17 protein-coding genes and 1 pseudogene are annotated in these 18387 nt (G+C 42.5%); 9 read left to right on the top strand and 9 right to left on the bottom strand.

What is annotated here, in order from left to right; translation table 11 throughout:
- Positions 1-99 precede the first annotated feature (99 nt).
- Positions 100-570, bottom strand: coding sequence for a DUF6231 family protein (locus tag C8322_RS06755; RefSeq protein ID WP_004894508.1), 471 nt, complete (start codon positions 568-570; stop codon positions 100-102).
- A 34-nt stretch (positions 571-604) separates the two neighbouring features.
- Here C8322_RS06755 and C8322_RS06750 point away from each other — a divergent pair, with 34 nt between their 5' ends.
- On the top strand, positions 605-1477 hold the full coding sequence (locus C8322_RS06750; RefSeq protein ID WP_004894506.1) for a DUF2797 domain-containing protein: 873 nt from the start codon (positions 605-607) through the stop codon (positions 1475-1477).
- 199 nt (positions 1478-1676) lie between these two features.
- Here the strand turns inward: C8322_RS06750 and C8322_RS06745 are convergent, their stop codons facing one another.
- The 3 genes from C8322_RS06745 to C8322_RS06735 all read right to left on the bottom strand — a co-directional run bounded on the left by C8322_RS06745 (position 1677) and on the right by C8322_RS06735 (position 4584).
- A complete protein-coding gene (locus C8322_RS06745) occupies positions 1677-3542 on the bottom strand; it encodes a SurA N-terminal domain-containing protein (protein WP_111810468.1) in 1866 nt (621 codons plus the stop codon).
- Between the two features lie 132 nt (positions 3543-3674).
- Positions 3675-3947, bottom strand: a complete 273-nt coding sequence (locus C8322_RS06740) for an HU family DNA-binding protein (protein WP_004279807.1) — start codon at positions 3945-3947, stop codon at positions 3675-3677.
- 157 nt (positions 3948-4104) lie between these two features.
- Complete coding sequence (locus tag C8322_RS06735) at positions 4105-4584, bottom strand: phasin family protein (RefSeq protein ID WP_004812748.1); 480 nt, start codon at positions 4582-4584, stop codon at positions 4105-4107.
- Between the two features lie 203 nt (positions 4585-4787).
- Here C8322_RS06735 and C8322_RS06730 point away from each other — a divergent pair, with 203 nt between their 5' ends.
- The 8 genes from C8322_RS06730 to fdx all read left to right on the top strand — a co-directional run bounded on the left by C8322_RS06730 (position 4788) and on the right by fdx (position 10997).
- Positions 4788-5432 carry a hypothetical protein gene (locus C8322_RS06730; protein ID WP_111810467.1) on the top strand — a complete coding sequence of 215 codons (645 nt, stop codon included), beginning with the start codon at positions 4788-4790 and terminating at the stop codon, positions 5430-5432.
- A 115-nt stretch (positions 5433-5547) separates the two neighbouring features.
- Complete coding sequence (locus C8322_RS06725) at positions 5548-6021, top strand: Rrf2 family transcriptional regulator (RefSeq protein WP_004812744.1); 474 nt, start codon at positions 5548-5550, stop codon at positions 6019-6021.
- A 1-nt stretch (position 6022) separates the two neighbouring features.
- Positions 6023-7240 carry an IscS subfamily cysteine desulfurase gene (locus tag C8322_RS06720; RefSeq protein ID WP_004812743.1) on the top strand — a complete coding sequence of 406 codons (1218 nt, stop codon included), beginning with the start codon at positions 6023-6025 and terminating at the stop codon, positions 7238-7240.
- A gap of 103 nt (positions 7241-7343) precedes the next feature.
- Positions 7344-7730, top strand: coding sequence for a Fe-S cluster assembly scaffold IscU (iscU, locus tag C8322_RS06715; protein ID WP_004812740.1), 387 nt, complete (start codon positions 7344-7346; stop codon positions 7728-7730).
- Positions 7731-7771: 41 nt separating this feature from the next.
- Entirely contained in the window at positions 7772-8092 is a 321-nt protein-coding gene (gene iscA / locus C8322_RS06710; RefSeq protein WP_004812739.1) for an iron-sulfur cluster assembly protein IscA, read from the top strand.
- Between the two features lie 135 nt (positions 8093-8227).
- Positions 8228-8743, top strand: coding sequence for a Fe-S protein assembly co-chaperone HscB (gene hscB, locus C8322_RS06705; RefSeq protein WP_004812736.1), 516 nt, complete (start codon positions 8228-8230; stop codon positions 8741-8743).
- A 40-nt stretch (positions 8744-8783) separates the two neighbouring features.
- Entirely contained in the window at positions 8784-10643 is a 1860-nt protein-coding gene (gene hscA, locus C8322_RS06700) for a Fe-S protein assembly chaperone HscA (RefSeq protein WP_111810466.1), read from the top strand.
- A 15-nt stretch (positions 10644-10658) separates the two neighbouring features.
- Positions 10659-10997 (top strand): ISC system 2Fe-2S type ferredoxin, encoded by a 339-nt coding sequence (gene fdx, locus C8322_RS06695; protein WP_004812732.1) that lies wholly within the window; start codon positions 10659-10661, stop codon positions 10995-10997.
- A gap of 73 nt (positions 10998-11070) precedes the next feature.
- Here the strand turns inward: fdx and C8322_RS06690 are convergent, their stop codons facing one another.
- From C8322_RS06690 to C8322_RS06670, 5 genes and pseudogenes are all read right to left on the bottom strand, one after another.
- Positions 11071-12618 (bottom strand): adenylate/guanylate cyclase domain-containing protein, encoded by a 1548-nt coding sequence (locus C8322_RS06690; RefSeq protein WP_008305239.1) that lies wholly within the window; start codon positions 12616-12618, stop codon positions 11071-11073.
- A gap of 58 nt (positions 12619-12676) precedes the next feature.
- Entirely contained in the window at positions 12677-13111 is a 435-nt protein-coding gene (locus C8322_RS06685) for an HIT domain-containing protein (RefSeq protein WP_004894486.1), read from the bottom strand.
- A 243-nt stretch (positions 13112-13354) separates the two neighbouring features.
- Positions 13355-16813: a transcription-repair coupling factor gene (gene mfd / locus C8322_RS06680; protein WP_111810465.1), complete on the bottom strand. Its 3459-nt coding sequence runs from the start codon at positions 16811-16813 to the stop codon at positions 13355-13357.
- 122 nt (positions 16814-16935) lie between these two features.
- Positions 16936-17295 carry a hypothetical protein gene (locus C8322_RS06675; RefSeq protein WP_071320532.1) on the bottom strand — a complete coding sequence of 120 codons (360 nt, stop codon included), beginning with the start codon at positions 17293-17295 and terminating at the stop codon, positions 16936-16938.
- A gap of 130 nt (positions 17296-17425) precedes the next feature.
- Positions 17426-18343, bottom strand: a pseudogene (locus C8322_RS06670) (lyase family protein); the annotation flags it as partial.
- Positions 18344-18387 lie beyond the last annotated feature (44 nt).

Raw genomic sequence — 18387 nt, 5'->3', positions numbered from 1 at the left:
GCTTATCCTGTCAATCTTTCTTACAGCATACGTGCTGAACAGAAGGTTGAAATGGATGAATATGTTAATATTTGCAATGAAATTTAGTAGATTTTTTCCTTACCAGCGGAACTTATTCCAATTTTCCGGATTGGCCCAGAATTTGGAATTAAACCAGTCTGGTACATGCTTATAAGTCAGAATATTAAATTGCCATAGAGCAAAGTCGGCCTTATGTGTTGTTTTATCAATAAGTTGGGTTAGTCCTAAAGAACGGAGTAGTTTCTCATCCTGCAAACGGCTTACTACGACCAGACGTTTTGCAAATAAGTCACGCAGCTTGACTAATATCTGACTGATCAATTGATCTGATAACTCACTCGTTTCAGGTGTATCTAGCATCACTACTCCCAGATCATAACGTTGCTGAAAAGGCAGACTTAAAAAGTCAGATACGCTAAAATAATGCCATTGAATGGACTGATTAAACTTGATCTGGGTCAAATCCTGACCAATACAAATCGCAGTTTTTATGGGCTGTTCCTGCGCAAAATCGTCTAGCATCGAAGTGATGACATTCTGTTCAGCCATAACAGCATCCTTATGATTTAAGTGAGTAATTTATATGGAACTTCAAGGCATTTGCCATAAAATGCATGCCGGTCTCAAGAACCTTAGTGTAACTGATCAAGATATACACAGGGCAAATGTTGAATATAAATTCATATTAGATCGTTCAGAAATTGATCTTCCATTTAGTCTGGGTCAAGAAATCGAGATCGACTGGACCGGTAATATCTACTGCGTGTCTTGTGGTACCAAAACATCAAAATCATTTTCTCAAGGTCACTGCTTCAAATGCTTTAAAACCAAAGCGTCTTGTGACATGTGTATTATGAAGCCCGAGAGCTGCCACTATCATTTAGGTACCTGCCGTGAAGACACCTTTGCGCATGAAGTATGTTTCCAGCCTCATATTGTATATTTAGCTAACTCTAGTGGACTTAAAGTCGGAATTACCCGTGTCAACCATATGCCAGGACGCTGGCTGGATCAGGGTGCAACGCAAGCCTTACCCATCATGAAAGTAGGTTCTCGTCGTCTTTCAGGTCAAATGGAAGTCATGTTCGGCACCCAGGTTGCCGATAAAACCGATTGGCGCAAACTGCTCAAAGGTGAGGCTGAGCCCCTTAACCTGATTGATATCCGTGACCAGCTGCTGGATGAATTCGAACCACAAATTACCAGTATTCGTGATGAATTCAGCATGAGTCTGGACTTTAATGAAAATGTCGAGATTCTGGAACAAGAACGCCCACGCGAGTTTATTTATCCGGTAGAAAGCTATCCTGAAAAGATCAAATCACATAATCTGGATAAAACCCCAGTGATCCGTGGCAAATTACAAGGTATCAAAGGCCAGTACCTGATCCTGGATACCGGTGTTATTAATATCCGTAAATATACCGGCTATGAAATTAAGGTTCGTGCTGAGTAAATCGAACTATTTAAAAAAGCGGGATAAAATGTCCCTCTTTTTTTATTTACTCATCAGGGAATTTACTACCAAAATTTAGAACACATTTCAGTATTTCAATGCCTCCTTGACTCTAAAGATGGCGCTCTTATAGAGCAAAAACTTTCCCAGAAAATAAAAAAACCGGCTCGAAAGCCGGTTTTTTTTAAAGGAAAATCTGTTATTTGATTTTCGCTTGCGATTTCAGATAACGAGTATAATCATCAAATTCTTGCTGACCACGTAACTGGGCATAAAGTTTTGCCAGTTCAGTACGCTGTTCTTCACTTAAGACATCAATCGGATTCTTCTTCACTTCAGATACAGCAACTACTACCAGCTCATTAGGCAAGCTTGCAGTCGTCACAGACCAGAATCCAGCTTTAGGTGCTTTCAGGCTAAATGCTGCACGCTGTACATCACGCTTTAGCAAGCCTTCAGCACGGGTATAGATACCCGCATCTTCAAACACCAGATTACCTTTTGCTACAGAAGCAGCAGGTTTGGTCTTAAACTCATCCAATGATTTCTGAATCTGGGCTTTTGCAAGAGCTCGCGCTTTTTCTTCAATCAGTTCTGCTTTAACACGTGGTTTCGCTTCCGCCAGTGATTGCTCACCTGCTGTATGGTAATCACGCACTTTCACCCAGGCCACATCACCGTTTGCCAACTGTATGCTAGATGATACATTACGGTCACCATTCTTCACATCGTCATTGAACAGCTTCACTTTCACATTGGCATCACTGAGTAATGGATCCCGTGTAGACAATGTCACGCCTTTGGCTGATTGTACGCGAACACCTTTAACTTCTTGTGTTACCACATCCAGTGAGTCACTGCTGACCACCATATCATTCAGGCTATTCACAGTATCAGAGAATGCATTTGATTTTTTAGAAGCCAGCACCTCTTCAGTCAGACGTGCTTTTTGTGATTCAAATGATGGCACAGCTACATCAGGTGCCTGTACAGCAATGATGTGATAACCATAATCTGTTTTCACGGGTGCAGAAACCTGACCAGATTGTAATGAAGCAACAGCTTTATCAAAAGCATCACCGAACACACCCGCTTCATAAACTGCGATTGCACCGCCTTTGGCCTTAGATTCAGGATCTTCTGAATACTGAGCTGCAGCCTGAGCAAATGTTGTACCCGCTTTGATCTTAGCTGCTACATCTGTTGCGAGTTTTTGCGCTTCAGCTTCAGAACGGTTATCCGCAGTGATCAGGATATGTTTCACTTCTGGCTTGGCAGTCGATTTTTGTGCCGCAACAAAACTGTTATAGGCATCTTGTAGTTCGGCATCGGTTACCGTAACAGCAGCGGTATTAATATCACCCGCTTTTAAAACTACGTAATCTACATCCACACTCGTTGGCTGCTTGAATACAGTCTTATGCTTTTCATAATAAGCTGCAATTTCTGCATCAGTCACCTTAACGTTTTTCTTGTAGTTCTCAAGATTGACACTGGCAATATGCACATGACGCTGTTCAGTCTGCAAGTCAGCAATCTGCTGAATTTCCAGTTTACTAACCAATGGATAGTCAATAAATGTAGATGACAACATTTTAAGAGCATGGTCAGTGCGCAGGCTTGCAATCAGCTGCTGGCTGTTCATGCCTACAGAGCGCAAATAGTTTTCATAGAGCGCATTTGAAAATTGACCATTTTGCTGGAAACTCGGTTGCTGAGCAATCATTTGCTCAATTTGCTGATCACTGAGGCTGATGCCCAGGTTTTCAGCTTGTTGCAGCAAAACTGTACGTGCAACCAGCGTATCCATTGCTTTTTGATCAATGAATGCCTGATTTAATAATGTTTCATCGCCATTGGCATAACTGAGATATTGTTCTTTGAATGATTTTGTCAGAGATTCCAGTTCTTTTTTAGAGATATCTGTGCCATTTACCGTCTTGGCTGTATCTTTGTTCCCACCACTAAAATATCCTTCAATACCTACAAGCGCTAAAGGGGTTAAAAACAGAACGAGCAAGACCTTGCCCAGCCAACCCTTAATAACTTTACGAAAAGATTCCATAAGTATTCCAATATTTTATTTGCATGGGATTTTACCCGAAAAAACCCACTGAATGAATGTGTTAATCCTGACTATTTAATTAATCAATAAAAAAAACGCGCCTAGTGAGGCGCGTTTGGTTGCTGTTGGCGATTAAGCTACAGCGTCTTTCAAGCCTTTACCAGCTTTGAAGCTAGGTACTTTGCTTGCTTTGATTTCTAGCGTAGCACCAGTTTGTGGGTTACGGCCAGTACGTGCAGCACGTTCTTTAACGCCGAAAGTACCAAAACCAACGAGAGTAACTGTATCACCTGATTTAAGCGCTTCAGTAACAGAAGCAATTGTAGCATCTAAAGCCTTACCAGCGTCAGCCTTAGATAATCCCCCTTTCTCTGCAATTGCATCAATTAATTCTGATTTATTCATGAAAATTACGTCCTCTTAATATCGTTTATTTAAGGTCCAAGAATTTGTTTAAATTGCCATAGCGACTTTATAACAATGGTTTAGGGCTAAACGCAATACTCTTCGACCTCTTTTTTTTTAAAAAATAAGCGAAAAAAACATTGAATAATGAATAAAGTCACTTTCGTTGTGATTTTTTAGACAATTCATCCTGTATTTTCCCCTGTTCTTCCATCAACTGATCGACTTTAGCATGCAGCTGCAGGATCAGTTTTTCTAGATGCTGTACGTCCTTCAGCGTCACTAATCCTATACGATTCAAGGAATGATGAACAGAGTGATCAATTAATTTTTCAACTTTATCTTTGGTATCTGTGACAGACTCTTTGGCCTTTTCTGAGACTTTTTCGACAGTTTGGTCGGCAATGTCAGTCGTTTTGGATTCTAACTCTTCTCCCACCTTGACCAAAGAGTCGAATAATTTATTGCCTTCTTCTTCGGCACGAGAGAATGCACCCAGTCCAGCCAGCCAGATTTGTTTGGTATATTTTCGAAAGTCGAGGACCGACTTACGCTCTGATCCTAATCTCGACTTAGCTTTTGATGTTTTTCGTTCTGTTTCCGGAATTGCATCCAGTGCCGCTTCAGATTTGTCCATGTGCACGCCTCCTGATTATTTTCTATGCAAATTTTATATAGAAATCTACAAAATTACAGCATATTAGCAAATTTAATACTTGCCAGTTTTGCTAAACTGTTCTACAAAGCAATTTATTTCATGTTTTAAGTTTAATCCCTGAAATATCAATTAGGCAGGATGTTTTATATTTCAAATTTTTCAGGAAAGGATTGGTTGTATCTATGAGCGAATCGCAGCAAAGTCAAAAGCAGCCGCACTTATTGCTGACAATGACTTTAATTGTTTTAGAAACGATTTTCACTTTTATTCTAAAACATGATCGCGTTGTTGCATTACAAGCTAAAAAGTTTATTGATGAAAATATCGCTATTAAGATTAATAGTTATATTCCTTATTTCGACTTTTATGTGCAGTTTACCGATAAGGGTCTGCTATTTGACCATAAAGCGCCAAATAAGATCATTGATCTTGATGTGCGTATTAATCTGTCCGATCTGATCAAAATCTTTATTTTTGGCAATCGTCGCAGTATTAAGGCTATGCGTATTGATGGCAATCAGATCCTGAAAGATGAATTCCGAGATCTGCTGACCCTGTTTGCCCTGCCGAAACTGCTTGCTGACTGGAAACAGTGGCTGTATGAACCAAGAGACGAGTCTGAAGTCGTTACTTCACGTAATCGTCTGGCCCCACTTCTAGATAAAATTGACCAGCAACGTTCTAAAATTAATACCCTGCAAGTGGAAGTTAAGCAGTATGAAAACCGGATTCGACGCATGCAACGTCGTCAGAAGCAAATTAATATAATCTTTGGTCTTATTACCGTAGGTTTAATTACGTTATTAGTATATAATTGGCTTGCTTAATAAAGCCTTCTTTTTGGTACGATTTAACGTTTCACTTTGCATAATAAAAAAACTTGACTATTTTAGTCAGGATTCTTAAAATCGACACATCTAGTCTAACCATGTGTATCGAATCATGCGCTTAACCACTCGCGGTCGCTACGCAGTGACTGCTCTTCTTGATCTAGCTTTGCAGCCAACTGAACAAACGATCACGCTTGCTGAAATTGCAGCTCGTCAAACTATTTCCGTTGCCTATCTTGAGCAGTTATTTGCGAAACTAAAACGTCATGGCTTAGTTTCAAGTGTTCGTGGTGCCAATGGTGGTTATCATCTGGCGCGTAATGCTCAGGACATCACTGTGTTAGAAATCATTGAAGCTGTAAACGAAACTGTTGATGCTACTCGCTGCGACCATAAAGGCAACTGCCAGAATGGTGCGATGTGCTTGACTCACGATTTATGGCAGGAACTCTCCCACCACATTGCCGATTATCTCGCAAAAATCTCGCTTGCTGACCTCGTAGCACGTGACAACGTTCAAACCGTTTCACTTCGCCAAAATTCAGCATCTTTTGATTCAGCTCTTTTATCGGTTACAGGTATTTGACATGAAACGTCCGATTTATCTTGACTATGCAGCAACCACTCCTGTAGACCCTCAAGTTGCAGAACGCATGATGGAATGCTTAACTTTCGAAGGTACCTTCGGTAATGCTGCATCTCGTTCACATGCATACGGCTGGCAAGCGGAAGAAAAAGTTGAATACGCACGTGAACAGGTCGCTAACCTTATCAAAGCTGACCCACGTGAAATCGTATGGACTTCTGGTGCGACTGAATCTGACAACCTTGCCCTAAAAGGTGTAGCTCAGTTCTATGCATCTAAAGGTAAGCACATCATTACGTCTAAAATTGAACATAAAGCAATTTTGGATACATGCCGTGAGCTGGAGTCTGAAGGCTTTGAAATTACTTACCTGGAACCACAACCAAAAACTGGTTTAATTACACCAGACATGGTTGAAGCTGCAATTCGTCCAGATACCATTCTTGTTTCCCTGATGATGGTAAACAACGAAATTGGTACCGTAACGGATGTTGCTGCAATTGGTGAAATCACTCGTGCCAAGAAAATTTTCTTCCACGTAGATGCTGCACAGGCTGCAGGTAAAGTTGAAATTGACCTTTCTCAACTGAAAGTCGACCTGATGAGCTTCTCTGCACACAAAATCTATGGTCCTAAAGGCATCGGTGCTCTGTTCGTACGTCGTAGCCCACGTGTACGCCTGAAAGCACAAATGCATGGTGGCGGTCACGAACGTGGCATGCGTTCTGGTACGCTTGCGACTCACCAGATCGTAGGTATGGGTGAAGCATTCGAACTTGCAGGTAAAAACTTGCATTCTGAACAAGCGCGTTTACGTGTACTTCGTGACAAACTTTGGAATGGTTTACGTGACCTTGAACAGGTATTCCTGAATGGCCACGAAACTTATAACGTTGCGAACTACCTGAACGTGAGCTTCAACTTTGTTGAAGGTGAATCACTAATGATGGCTCTAAAAGATGCAGCAGTATCTTCAGGTTCAGCATGTACCTCTGCAACACTAGAACCGTCTTATGTTCTACGTGCATTGGGCCTATCAGACGAACTTGCACACAGCTCAATCCGCTTTAGCTTTGGTAAATACACCACTGAAGAAGATATTGATCATGTACTTGAAGTCACTAAAGCTGCTGTTGAGAAGTTACGTGAACTTTCTCCGCTTTGGGATATGTACAAAGAAGGTATCGACCTTTCTACAGTTGAATGGGCTGAACACTAATCTTGCATCAAAGATAACAGCATTTATGTTGTTATCTCATTGATAAAAGTTTTTTAATCCCCATATTTAATATTAGGCTGACCCCGAGGTTTGGAGAAGCAACATGGCTTATAGCGAAAAAGTAATCGACCATTACGAAAACCCACGTAACGTTGGTGTTTTAGACAAAAATGCAGAAAACGTAGGTACAGGCATGGTGGGTGCACCAGCATGTGGCGACGTGATGCGTCTTCAGATTCAAGTGAATGATGAAGGTGTAATCGAAGAAGCACGTTTTAAAACTTACGGCTGTGGTTCAGCAATTGCATCTAGCTCACTGGTAACCGAGTGGCTAAAAGGCAAAACTCTGGACGAAGCTCAAGCGATCAAGAATATTGATATTGCAACTGAACTTGCTCTTCCTCCAGTAAAAGTACACTGTTCTGTACTTGCTGAAGATGCCATTAAAGCTGCTGTAGAAGATTATCGTAGCAAAAAAGTGAAAGCTTAATTGCTGACGTGTATTTTTGAAGAAAGATTAACGGAGTTTTCATGATCCATTTAACTGAAAATGCTGCAACTCATATCAGCAATTACCTGAAAAATCGTGGTAAGGGTGAAGGCATTCGCGTTGGTGTGAAAACTTCAGGCTGTTCTGGTCTGGCTTATGTGCTTGAATTCGTCGATGACGCTGATACACATGATGAAGTATTTGAACAGTTTGGTGTTAAAGTTTTCGTTGACCCGAAAAGCCTGGTTTATCTCGAAGGTATGGAGATGGACTACGTAAAAAATGGTCTGAATGAAGGCTTCGAATTTAACAACCCGAACAAAAAAGGTGAATGTGGCTGCGGTGAATCCTTCACTGTATAAGGCTTAATCATTAGCGTACATTTATCCTTGCAGCATTAAAACAGTGTCATCTACACTGTTTTAATTGCATTTAGGCAGTAGTTTTTAGCTGTACATTGCAGTTAATTTGCATATTAATCGTGGATCCAATCTCCCATGAATCATTTTGAGTTGTTCAACCTCCCTGTCGCACTTGATATTGATTCAGCTGCTTTAAAAGCTGAATTTTTAAAGTTACAGCAACAATATCATCCAGATAAAGCTGCAGACAAAGACCAGGCCCTGATCAAATCAAGTGAAATCAATCAGGCATATAAGGTGTTGTCGGCCGTGGATAGTCGCGCTGCTTACTTACTTTCATTGAAAAAACAGGATTATCATCTGGATCAGTCCATCAGTGATTTTGAGTTTCTGCAAGATGCGCTTGAAATTCGTGAGCAGCTTGATGATGCAGCTTCGGCAGAAGACTTATCTTCCCTAAAAGTTGAAGTTCAACAGTGGATTGATGGTCTGGTGCGTGAATTCAAAATAGATTATGAAGAGGAAGACTGGGCTGAGGCTCGCGATACTGTGCGTAAACTGCGCTTCTTTGTCAAAGTCATGGCCGATATCGATAAAGCGGAAGACCGTTTCCTCGATGACGATAGCTTTGACCTCGATGACGATTTTTAATTTTTCTCTTTAATATTTAACGTGCAAAGGATGTAACACTATGGCTCTCTTGCAGATTGCAGAACCAGGTCAATCAAGTGCACCGCATGAACACCGCATTGCGATTGGTATCGATTTAGGCACCACCCATTCTTTGGTCGCCACGGTTCTTTCAGGTAAAGCCAAAGTACTTAATGATGAACAAGGACGTGTGTTACTTCCTTCTATCGTTCATTATGCAGAGCAAAGCACTCAGTACGGCTATGAAGCTGCACCATTCATAATGACCGACCCAAAGAATACCATCATTTCTGTAAAACGTTTTATGGGTCGTTCTCAAGCAGATATTAAATTCCAGCACCCGTATACCTTAGTGGGTGAAGCGAATGAAATGCCAGCATTTGAAACTGCTCAAGGTCGTAAAACACCCGTCGAAATTTCAGCACAAATCTTAAAACAGCTGAAAGACCGTGCAGAAGCAAGCTTGAAAAATGAGATTAATGGCGCTGTCATCACAGTTCCTGCATATTTTGATGAAGCACAACGTCAGGCAACTCGTGATGCGGCACAACTGGCCGGTTTAAATGTACTTCGTTTACTGAATGAACCTACTGCTGCTGCTGTAGCTTATGGTCTGGATCAGGAAACCAACCTCAGTACAGATCGCAACTATGTGATCTATGACCTAGGTGGTGGTACTTTTGACGTATCTATCCTGCGTTTCTCGCAAGGCGTATTCGAAGTATTAGCGACTGGTGGCCATACTGCTCTGGGTGGTGATGACCTGGATCGTCTAATTCTAAAATGGGCCAAGAAACAGCTGAATATTGAAACCCTCAATGATGCTGAATATGCACATTTCATTACAGCTGCACGCAAGGCCAAAGAAGCACTCTCTGATGCTGAATCTGTAGAAGTAAAACTGCTGGACCATGTCTTAACATTAGATCGTCCAACGTTTGAAGAAATCATTAAAGTTGCACTGGATAAAACGATTAGCGTTTGTAAACGTGTAATGCGTGATGCCAAACTGGAACTGGATGATATTCAAAACGTAGTTCTGGTAGGTGGTTCTACCCGCTCCTATGCCGTTCAGAAAGCAGTGCGTGAAGTGTTCAATCAAGAACCTCTATGTACCATCAATCCGGATGAAGTAGTTGCAATTGGTGCCTCGATTACTGCGAATCAATTGATTGGTAATTCAACCGACGGTTCATTGTTATTAGACGTAACACCATTGTCTCTGGGTCTTGAAACCATGGGTGGTCTGGTAGAGCGTCTGATTTCACGTAATACCGCGATTCCTGTGGCACGCCGTCAAGAATTCACCACCTATCAAGATGGTCAGACCGCGATGTTGATCCATGTAGTTCAGGGTGAACGTGATCTGGTGGAGCATTGCCGTAGCTTGGGTCGCTTCGTGCTCCACGGTATTCCCCCAATGACTGCAGGTCAGGCACGTATTGAAGTGACTTTCCAGGTGGATGCTGATGGTCTATTAACCGTAGCTGCGCAAGAAACCACATCTGGTGTTAAAGCACAGATTGATATCAAGCCATCTTATGGTTTATCGAGCGAAGATACAGAGCGTTTACTGCTTGAAGGTTATAAATTTGCTGAAGAAGACAAGAACCTGCGTCATCTTCAGGAAACCAAAGTTGAAGCACAACGTGAACTTGAAGCACTTACTCAGGCCCTGAAAATGGATGCGGCGTTGTTAAGTGAACAGCAGCTTACTGATCTGCAAGCTGCTCAAGCCAAGCTTGAACAGGAGCTGCAAGGTACAGATATCAAAGCGATTGAATCTGCCGTAGAACAGCTTAAAATACATAGTGATGCATTTGCAGCTGCTCGTATGAACCAGCATATCGATGCAGCACTGAAAGGTACTAAACTCGACGACTGGTCAAACTCAAACTAATTTAAGGTAAAGACTATGCCACGTATTAAAGTTCTTCCACATGCGCAAATTTGCCCTGAAGGTGCTGAGTTTGAAGTTGAACAAGATGCCAATTTATGTGAAAGCCTGCTAAATAACGGGATCAAGATTGAACATGCTTGCGATATGTCATGTGCATGTACCACATGTCACGTGATTGTGCGTCGTGGCTTTGACAGCCTGGAAGAAATGAATGATGTTGAAGCAGATCTGTTAGATCGTGCATGGGGCCTTGAGCCTGATTCACGTTTGTCTTGTCAGGTCAAAGTGGTGGACGAAGATCTGGAAGTTGAAATTCCGAAATACACCATCAACCATGCTTCAGAAAATCACTAAGCGATTTTCATAAAAAACCACGCTTGAGCGTGGTTTTTTTTACATCTCGTCTTTATGGCGATTGATTTTTGTCTTAACTCGCGCGACTGGTCTTTTTTTCTGATTGATCTGACCTGATTTCATGTTCCTGCTTCTCAGCCTCTTTTTCTAATACCACAGGTTCTGCTGTACTCGCTGGTAGATGTTCAATGACTTCATCTTCAAGTTTTAACTTTACAATACCTTGTGAATTGGTCATCTTCTGCTGGGTCTGAATCCGCTTGATCATATTTTCAAGCACATTGACCAGTTTAGGATATTCGTAGTTCTGTACTTCATCCAGATTAAGTAACAGATGGAAACCTTTATATTCGTAATCAAACCAGCGTTGATAATCAATTTTCTCTGAAGTAAATCGCTCCATTACCTGCCAAGTACGTACTGGCTCTTTAATCCCCTTCAGGAATACTGGTTTTTTTCCTGCACAAAGATAGTCATTCTTGATAAGTGTATGGGTATCTTCAGAAATCAGGATTTCATCTACTTCAGCAGCACATTGTAATCGTGCTGCCAGGTTGGCATCCCGTCCCACAATCGTATAAGCCATACGGTGATTAGCGCCATAATTGCCAACGTGGCAATACCCCGTCGAAATACCCATACGGATATGTAGCGGTGGATAGCCCATTTTCACCCAGCGTTCACGCAGGATTTTCATCTGCTGACGCATGGCAATCGCCATATCCAGACAGTTTTTGGCATCCTGCTCAACACCATCAGAATGCGGATCACCGAAAAAGATCAGGATCGCATCACCCATGAATTTATCTACCGTGCCTTCATAATGCTTGGCAATTTCTGTCATGTGACTGAGATAGTCATTCAGCAGGAAGGCCAAGTCATCTGGAATGAGCGTTTCAGAGAGTTCCGTAAAACCCTGAATATCGGAAAAAAATACGGTAAGTTTCTTACGTTTATATTCAATCTTGGCTTCAGACTCACCTTTCATAATTGATTGCCATAGCTGCAAGGGTGCATAACGGCTCAGCTGGTTGGCAAATTCCATATAGCGGTTCATCTGATCATAATAATGATTCTTTTTCTGCGCCATATAACGTGCACGCGTGGTTTGATAGTAATTCCCTACACCAAAATAGGTCACCAGACAAAGGAAGCCCAGAACCGTCAACTCATTGCTGGTTGGCTGAAAATATTCACCAAAACCAAAGATAAAAATATTGCAGAAATAAAAAATGGCAATACCGATCAGGCTTGCCAATGAAAACGTCAAAAATGAAATTTTGTTACTGATTGCGGTATACAGCAATGCGACCAGTCCCAATAAAGATAGTACCAGACTCATATGCATTGCAGAAAGAATGACTGCAATTACAGCAATGTCGAGCACAAAGAAGACATTACGCTTGATACTAGTATTGTAGCGATAGATGAGCCAGCGCGACAGCTTCGGCAGAGCCAGTATAATCGCAAGAAAGAAAAACGGGATAAAAATCTGGTACTGCGTATCAGGCTCTGTATAGTGAAAAACGACGATGACCAGCGACAGCATGATATATCCCATCAGTCGATGGAAATATTCAAACTGTTTCGGCTCTTTATGTACCCAATCGTCTATTTGCACTCAGTTGCTCCTTGCAGCACTGTATAATTTACAGGCCTGATTGCAGCATGGGATCAGATTAATCCATACGCCAGTCGAATGGCATATCTCCCTGACCACGTAGAGCCAGCATTAACGTCTGACGCATATGAGCAAGAACTTCACTGCTATAAGGAACCGCAGGAGTTCCCCACACTGGTTTTGGCCAAGCCACATCATTCTGGTAACGAACCACATGATGAAAATGCAGCTGTGGAACCATATTACCTAATGCAGCCACATTCATTTTGTCTGCACGGAATACACGCGCAAGCTGACTAGACAACCAGCTTGATTCACGCAGGAACTGTTCCTGGTCGGCCTGGCTAAGTTCATATAATTCTGTAATGCCCGGCACACGTGGAATCAGGATTAACCACGGAAATTGCATATCATTCATCAAACGACATGTTGATAAAGGAAAGTCGCCTACAAAAAACGTATCTTGAGCAAGTTGAGGATGCAAACTAAACATATCTTTATAAATGATGCAAAATTAGAATGATGGCTAATACTAACATATCCAGTGCTAGCTGAATATTGTGAGCAATGTGTTTAAATACAAATTTGGAGGATTTGTCATGAACTCGGTCACAACTCAGACTTTACCGAATCACACAAATTAATCAAGACTTTCTTTCCATTGAGGGGTGACTTCGCCATCGATTTAAACGAATGGTCAGAATTCCTTTTCTGAACCATTTTTTTTAAAAACTTTTTAATGCAGCTCTTTCAGCAGGCTATCCAGCAAATCGTTTAAAAACTGAATACGTTTCTGATAGTCTTCGAGCATGACCATGACTTTCAGACGTTGCCCGCCATTCATCCGGAAATAGGTCGGATGTTTCTGCATCATCTGGATAATACTCATGGCCTGCACTGGCGTATCCGGAGCAAATTCGATATGCCCGCCCTGACCGCCAATGTCGATTTTGGTAATGCCCAGCTGTTCTGCTTTTAGACGAAGCTGATGTACTGCAAATAGCTGCTTCACTGGTTGTGGTGGAATACCAAAACGGTCAATCAGCTCCATACGGATATTGTCGAGTTTGTCTTGGGTATTGGTATTACTGATACGTTTATAGAACAGCAGACGCTGATGTACATCCCCCAGATAGTCATCCGGAATCAAGGCTGGCATATGCAGATTAATTTCTGCCGTTAAAGATAATGGTGCATCAAAGTTCGGTGTCTTGCCCTTTTGAATGGCTTTGGTGGCTTTTTCCAGCATTTCCATATATAGGCTATAACCTATCGCCTGCATCGAACCACTTTGCTGTTCACCCAAGAGTTCACCTGCACCCCGGATTTCCAGATCTTCGGTTGCCAGCATAAAACCCGCGCCCAGATTTGAAGCCCGTTGAATCGCATCCAGGCGTTTTTCAGCATCGCCTTTTAAACCTTTTATCGATGGAACCAAGAGATAAGCATACGCCTGGTGATGGGAACGACCAACACGCCCCCGCAACTGGTGCAACTGGGCCAGACCGAGCTTATCCGCACGTTCAATAATGATGGTATTGGCACTCGGCACATCGATTCCGGTTTCAATAATAGTCGAGCACACCAGAACATTGTATTCCTTGTGATAGAACTGCTGCATGACCTGCTCCAGCTCACGTTCACGCATCTGCCCATGGGCAACAATGACACGCGCTTCTGGTACCAGTTCACGTAGGCTTTCTGCAGCACGGTCAATGGTATCCACTTCGTTATGCAGGAAATAAACTTGACCGCCACGCAGCAATTCACGCAAAATCGCCTCTTTAATGGTGTCATTGGTCTGTTCCTGAACGAAGGTTTTTACTGCCAAACGACGTGCTGGTGGTGTCGCGATGATTGAAAGATCACGCATACCACTAAAAGCCATATTTAGGGTACGGGGAATTGGTGTTGCGGTCAGGGTCAACATATCCACATCAGCACGTAAAGCCTTAATACGCTCTTTGTCCCGCACCCCGAAACGGTGTTCTTCATCGACAATCATCAGACCGAGATTCTTGAACTGCACATTTTCCTGCAAAATTTTATGCGTACCAATCACAATATCCACTTTGCCTTCTGCCAGGTCGTCAATCGTTTTAGTATGTGCCTTAGAAGAACCGAAACGTGACAACACTTCAATGCGTACTGGCCAGTCCGCAAAGCGGTCTTTAAAGGATTCATAGTGCTGTTGTGCTAACAAAGTGGTTGGGACCAGAACTGCGACTTGACGGTTATTCTGCACCGCCACAAAAGCAGCGCGCATTGCGACCTCAGTTTTCCCAAAGCCCACATCACCACAAACCAGACGATCCATTGGTTTGGTCTGCTGCATGTCATATAAAGTCGCTTCAATGGCATTGGCTTGATCTAACGTTTCTTCATAGGCAAAGCCACTGGCAAACTGCATATACAGGCTTTGATCCAGTTCAAAACTAATCCCGGGCTTGGATGAACGTCGTGCCTGTATATCCAGTAATTCGGCTGCGACATCGTGAATCTGTTCCAGTGCCTTACGTTTTGCTTTGCTCCAGGCATCTGTTCCGAGCTTATGTAGTGGTGCCAGATCAGGATCACCACCACTATAACGGCTGATCAGATGCAGATTGGTGACTGGTACATAAACCTTGGCATCAACGGCATAATCCAGTTGCAGGAATTCATGGTCCTGATCGTCAATGCTCAAAGTAATCAGGCCGGCATAACGCCCTACACCATAATCAATATGTACAACTGGGGCACCAATGGTCAGCTCGGTCAGACTGCGAATCAGGAATTCTTCGGATACTTCCTGTTGACGCTTGCGACGGCGCTGTACCACCCGATGTTCATAGAGCTGGTTTTCCGAAATCACAGTGATACGATCAGTCAAAACCAGACCACGTTCTAAGGGTGCACTAGTAATGGCAATCGCATGTAATGATGCGACAAAGGCATCAAAGTTCTCGACAGTCGGGATATCACCCAGACTTGGACGCAGTGCATCTTTTAGAGTTTCTCGGCGACCTGCACTTTCAGCCACGAGTAGAACAGGATGATTAGCTGCATCGATATATTTTTTAACTTCGATGAATGGCTTTTCCCGTTTCGGATCGACCGGCAGTCGTGGCGGTGTCTGAGTATCCAGATTTATCACGCCAGCTTTTTCATCAAAAACATCTTGAGAGGCAATAATGCGACCAAACTGGTTCAATTGTTCCAGCACAAGATTAGTCTGGGTAAACAGCATTTCCGGAGGTAGAATTGGCTGATCCACATTATGACGGCGATCCTCATAACGACGTACCACCTCAGCCCAAAACTGGTTTAATGACTCTTCCAGACTGCGATCTGTAATGACAATGCCATTCTTTGGTAAGTATGAAGCCAAGGTGCTGTGAGCTTGCATCGCTTCTGCACTAAAGAAAAGCGGCATGTAAAACTCAATACCCGGCGAAGCAATACCATCCATGACATCTTGATACATCGGGTTTTTCTTGGGGTTTGCTGTCGGGAACAGCTCACCATAACGGTCCCGGAAAGTGGCGCGCCCTTTTTTCAGTGGAAATTCTTGTGCCGGTAATACGGTAAATTGTTCTAAAGTTTGCGTAGTGCGCTGGGTTTCCGGATCAAAAAATTTCAGCGTTTCAATTTCATCATCGAACAGGTCAATCCGGATCGGTGCATCCTGACCAGAGGCATAAATGTCCATGATGCTGCCGCGGACTGCAAATTCACCATGGTCATATACCGTATCAACCAGATGGTAACCCGCCTGAATCAGTTTTTTCTTTTGCTGTTCCAGATCAAGCTTTTGCCCGACACGAATATCAAAGTGTTCACCCAATACCCATGAGCTTGGTGCTACACGCTGTGCCAGCGTAGAAGCAGATAACAGCAACACCCCGGTTTGCGGCATATTGGAAAGAATTGCCAGACGTTCAGAGACAATGTCCTGATGCGGAGACAGACGGTCATAAGGCAAAATTTCCCAGTCTGGAAATATAGTCGGCTTGATGCCATAAAATTCCAGTTCACTTTCCAGCTGACCAAGGTGCTGATTATTGCGGGCCACAATCACAAATAACTGTTTATGCTGCTTGGCAATTTCCTTCAGCAATAATGCTGTGGATGATCCCTGCAGGTTGCCTAACCAGCGTCGTTCACCAGCCTTGAGTTGTTTTAAATTGAGTTGGGAAATTTCTTGTTGGAACATGTATATAGCTTTAAAGTCTAAACAACATATCTCTTATACTATCACGATGGTATCTGCGCATTTCGTTATTTTTATGCAGTCTTTGCTATCAGGAAAATAATGGTTTCTTTCCACTTCAAATGCTATTTTTTCTCACGCAGAAAATTTCGGTAGTAATCATTCAACTTTTTTACGATTACTTTAAATTGCAGCAAGTTTTCTTCAGTATTGCCCAATCTTGAATTAAAACGTTGATTGGCAATTTCCAGATCAATTTTTTCATTAATGATCATGGCTGTAGAATATAATTCTTTCAGATCATCAAATGTTTTCATGCGTCGGTTAGACAGATATTCCAGTCTTTCACCTAACTCTTGATTCAGGTTAATCCCATCTACGATATAGCCAGTTTCTTCGGTATATTGAATATTATTTTCTTCTAGATAAAGCAGTGCAGGAGAAGGTTTATTTGATTTGAATAAAGCGCTGATTTTATCAAACATGCTATGTTCCGAATTCATCGTGGGATTTATCTAGTCTAGATGAAAATACCCCAAATCCACAGACTGGATCTGGGGCAAATGGTTAAAATCAGCACGATCCTATAAATCGTGATTCAAAACCTTAAGAACTTCAGGATACTTGTTCCAGCTGATTGATCTCGCTAGGTACTTCCGAGACCAGATTTTCAAAGGCAAAGATTTGATCTAACTGAGCCTGACTGAGCAGACCCAGCTCCAGTACGACTTGAGGCACAGTTTTATTTTCACGAATACACTGTTTTCCGATTTCATCACACATGGCATGCCCTAGCAGTGGTTCCAGTAAAGTGATAATGCCGATGCTGCGCATTACAGCATTTAAACAGTTCTGCTCATTAGCCTGAATGCCGGCAATACATTTTTGCTGTAGCGTCTGCATACCGTGGGTCAGCAATTGAATCGATTCATTTAAAGATACCGCGATGACAGGTTCCATGACATTGAGCTGTAATTGTCCAGCTTCCGCTGCCATGGTCACGGTCAGGTCATTGCCAATTACCCGAAATGCAATCTGATTCACCACTTCCGGAATCACTGGATTCACTTTGGCTGGCATGATCGAAGAACCTGCTTGTAATTCTGGCAAGCGGATTTCTGCCAAACCGGTACGTGGTCCAGAACTTAAAAGACGTAAGTCATTACAGATTTTGGACAACTTGACTGCCAGACGTTTCAGGCTGCTAGACAGAATAATGAATACGCCACAATCACTGGTCGCTTCTACATAATCTTCCGCGCCTTTTAAAGGCAGACCAGTAATGTGTGCCAAAGTTTCTACAACACGCTTGGCATAACCCGTTGGTGTATTTACACCAGTTCCAATTGCTGTTGCACCCAGATTAACTTCCAGCAATAACTGACGCATCTGCTCAATCAGCTTAAAATCTTCTTTTAATAAAGTCGCAAAAGCGCGGAATTCCTGCTCCATAGTCATAGGAACGGCATCTTGCAATTGAGTACGGCCCATCTTGATCACATACTGAAATTCTGTAGCCTTACTATATAAAGTAGGACTTACGCACTGTTATTTATAGACTCTCTGTGGTAGCAGAT

It is taken from the genome of Acinetobacter sp. SM1B (assembly GCF_003289665.1).
Taxonomy (GTDB): Bacteria; Pseudomonadota; Gammaproteobacteria; order Pseudomonadales; family Moraxellaceae; genus Acinetobacter; species Acinetobacter schindleri.
The sequence above is the reverse complement of the archived record's forward strand: the minus strand, read 5'-3'. Positions and strand labels throughout refer to the sequence as shown.

Bases quoted from the DNA above. Each gene is read 5' to 3' on its own strand.
- C8322_RS06720 (WP_004812743.1), top strand. From the start codon at position 6,023: ATGAAACGTCCGATTTATCTTGACTATGCAGCAACCACTCCTGTAGAC.
- C8322_RS06685 (WP_004894486.1), bottom strand. From the start codon at position 13,111: ATGTTTAGTTTGCATCCTCAACTTGCTCAAGATACGTTTTTTGTAGGC.
- C8322_RS06740 (WP_004279807.1), bottom strand. From the start codon at position 3,947: ATGAATAAATCAGAATTAATTGATGCAATTGCAGAGAAAGGGGGATTA.
- C8322_RS06725 (WP_004812744.1), top strand. From the start codon at position 5,548: ATGCGCTTAACCACTCGCGGTCGCTACGCAGTGACTGCTCTTCTTGAT.
- iscU (WP_004812740.1), top strand. From the start codon at position 7,344: ATGGCTTATAGCGAAAAAGTAATCGACCATTACGAAAACCCACGTAAC.
- fdx (WP_004812732.1), top strand. From the start codon at position 10,659: ATGCCACGTATTAAAGTTCTTCCACATGCGCAAATTTGCCCTGAAGGT.
- C8322_RS06730 (WP_111810467.1), top strand. From the start codon at position 4,788: ATGAGCGAATCGCAGCAAAGTCAAAAGCAGCCGCACTTATTGCTGACA.
- hscA (WP_111810466.1), top strand. From the start codon at position 8,784: ATGGCTCTCTTGCAGATTGCAGAACCAGGTCAATCAAGTGCACCGCAT.
- C8322_RS06745 (WP_111810468.1), bottom strand. From the start codon at position 3,542: ATGGAATCTTTTCGTAAAGTTATTAAGGGTTGGCTGGGCAAGGTCTTG.
- C8322_RS06675 (WP_071320532.1), bottom strand. From the start codon at position 17,295: ATGTTTGATAAAATCAGCGCTTTATTCAAATCAAATAAACCTTCTCCT.
- mfd (WP_111810465.1), bottom strand. From the start codon at position 16,813: ATGTTCCAACAAGAAATTTCCCAACTCAATTTAAAACAACTCAAGGCT.
- C8322_RS06755 (WP_004894508.1), bottom strand. From the start codon at position 570: ATGGCTGAACAGAATGTCATCACTTCGATGCTAGACGATTTTGCGCAG.
- C8322_RS06735 (WP_004812748.1), bottom strand. From the start codon at position 4,584: ATGGACAAATCTGAAGCGGCACTGGATGCAATTCCGGAAACAGAACGA.
- iscA (WP_004812739.1), top strand. From the start codon at position 7,772: ATGATCCATTTAACTGAAAATGCTGCAACTCATATCAGCAATTACCTG.
- C8322_RS06750 (WP_004894506.1), top strand. From the start codon at position 605: ATGGAACTTCAAGGCATTTGCCATAAAATGCATGCCGGTCTCAAGAAC.
- hscB (WP_004812736.1), top strand. From the start codon at position 8,228: ATGAATCATTTTGAGTTGTTCAACCTCCCTGTCGCACTTGATATTGAT.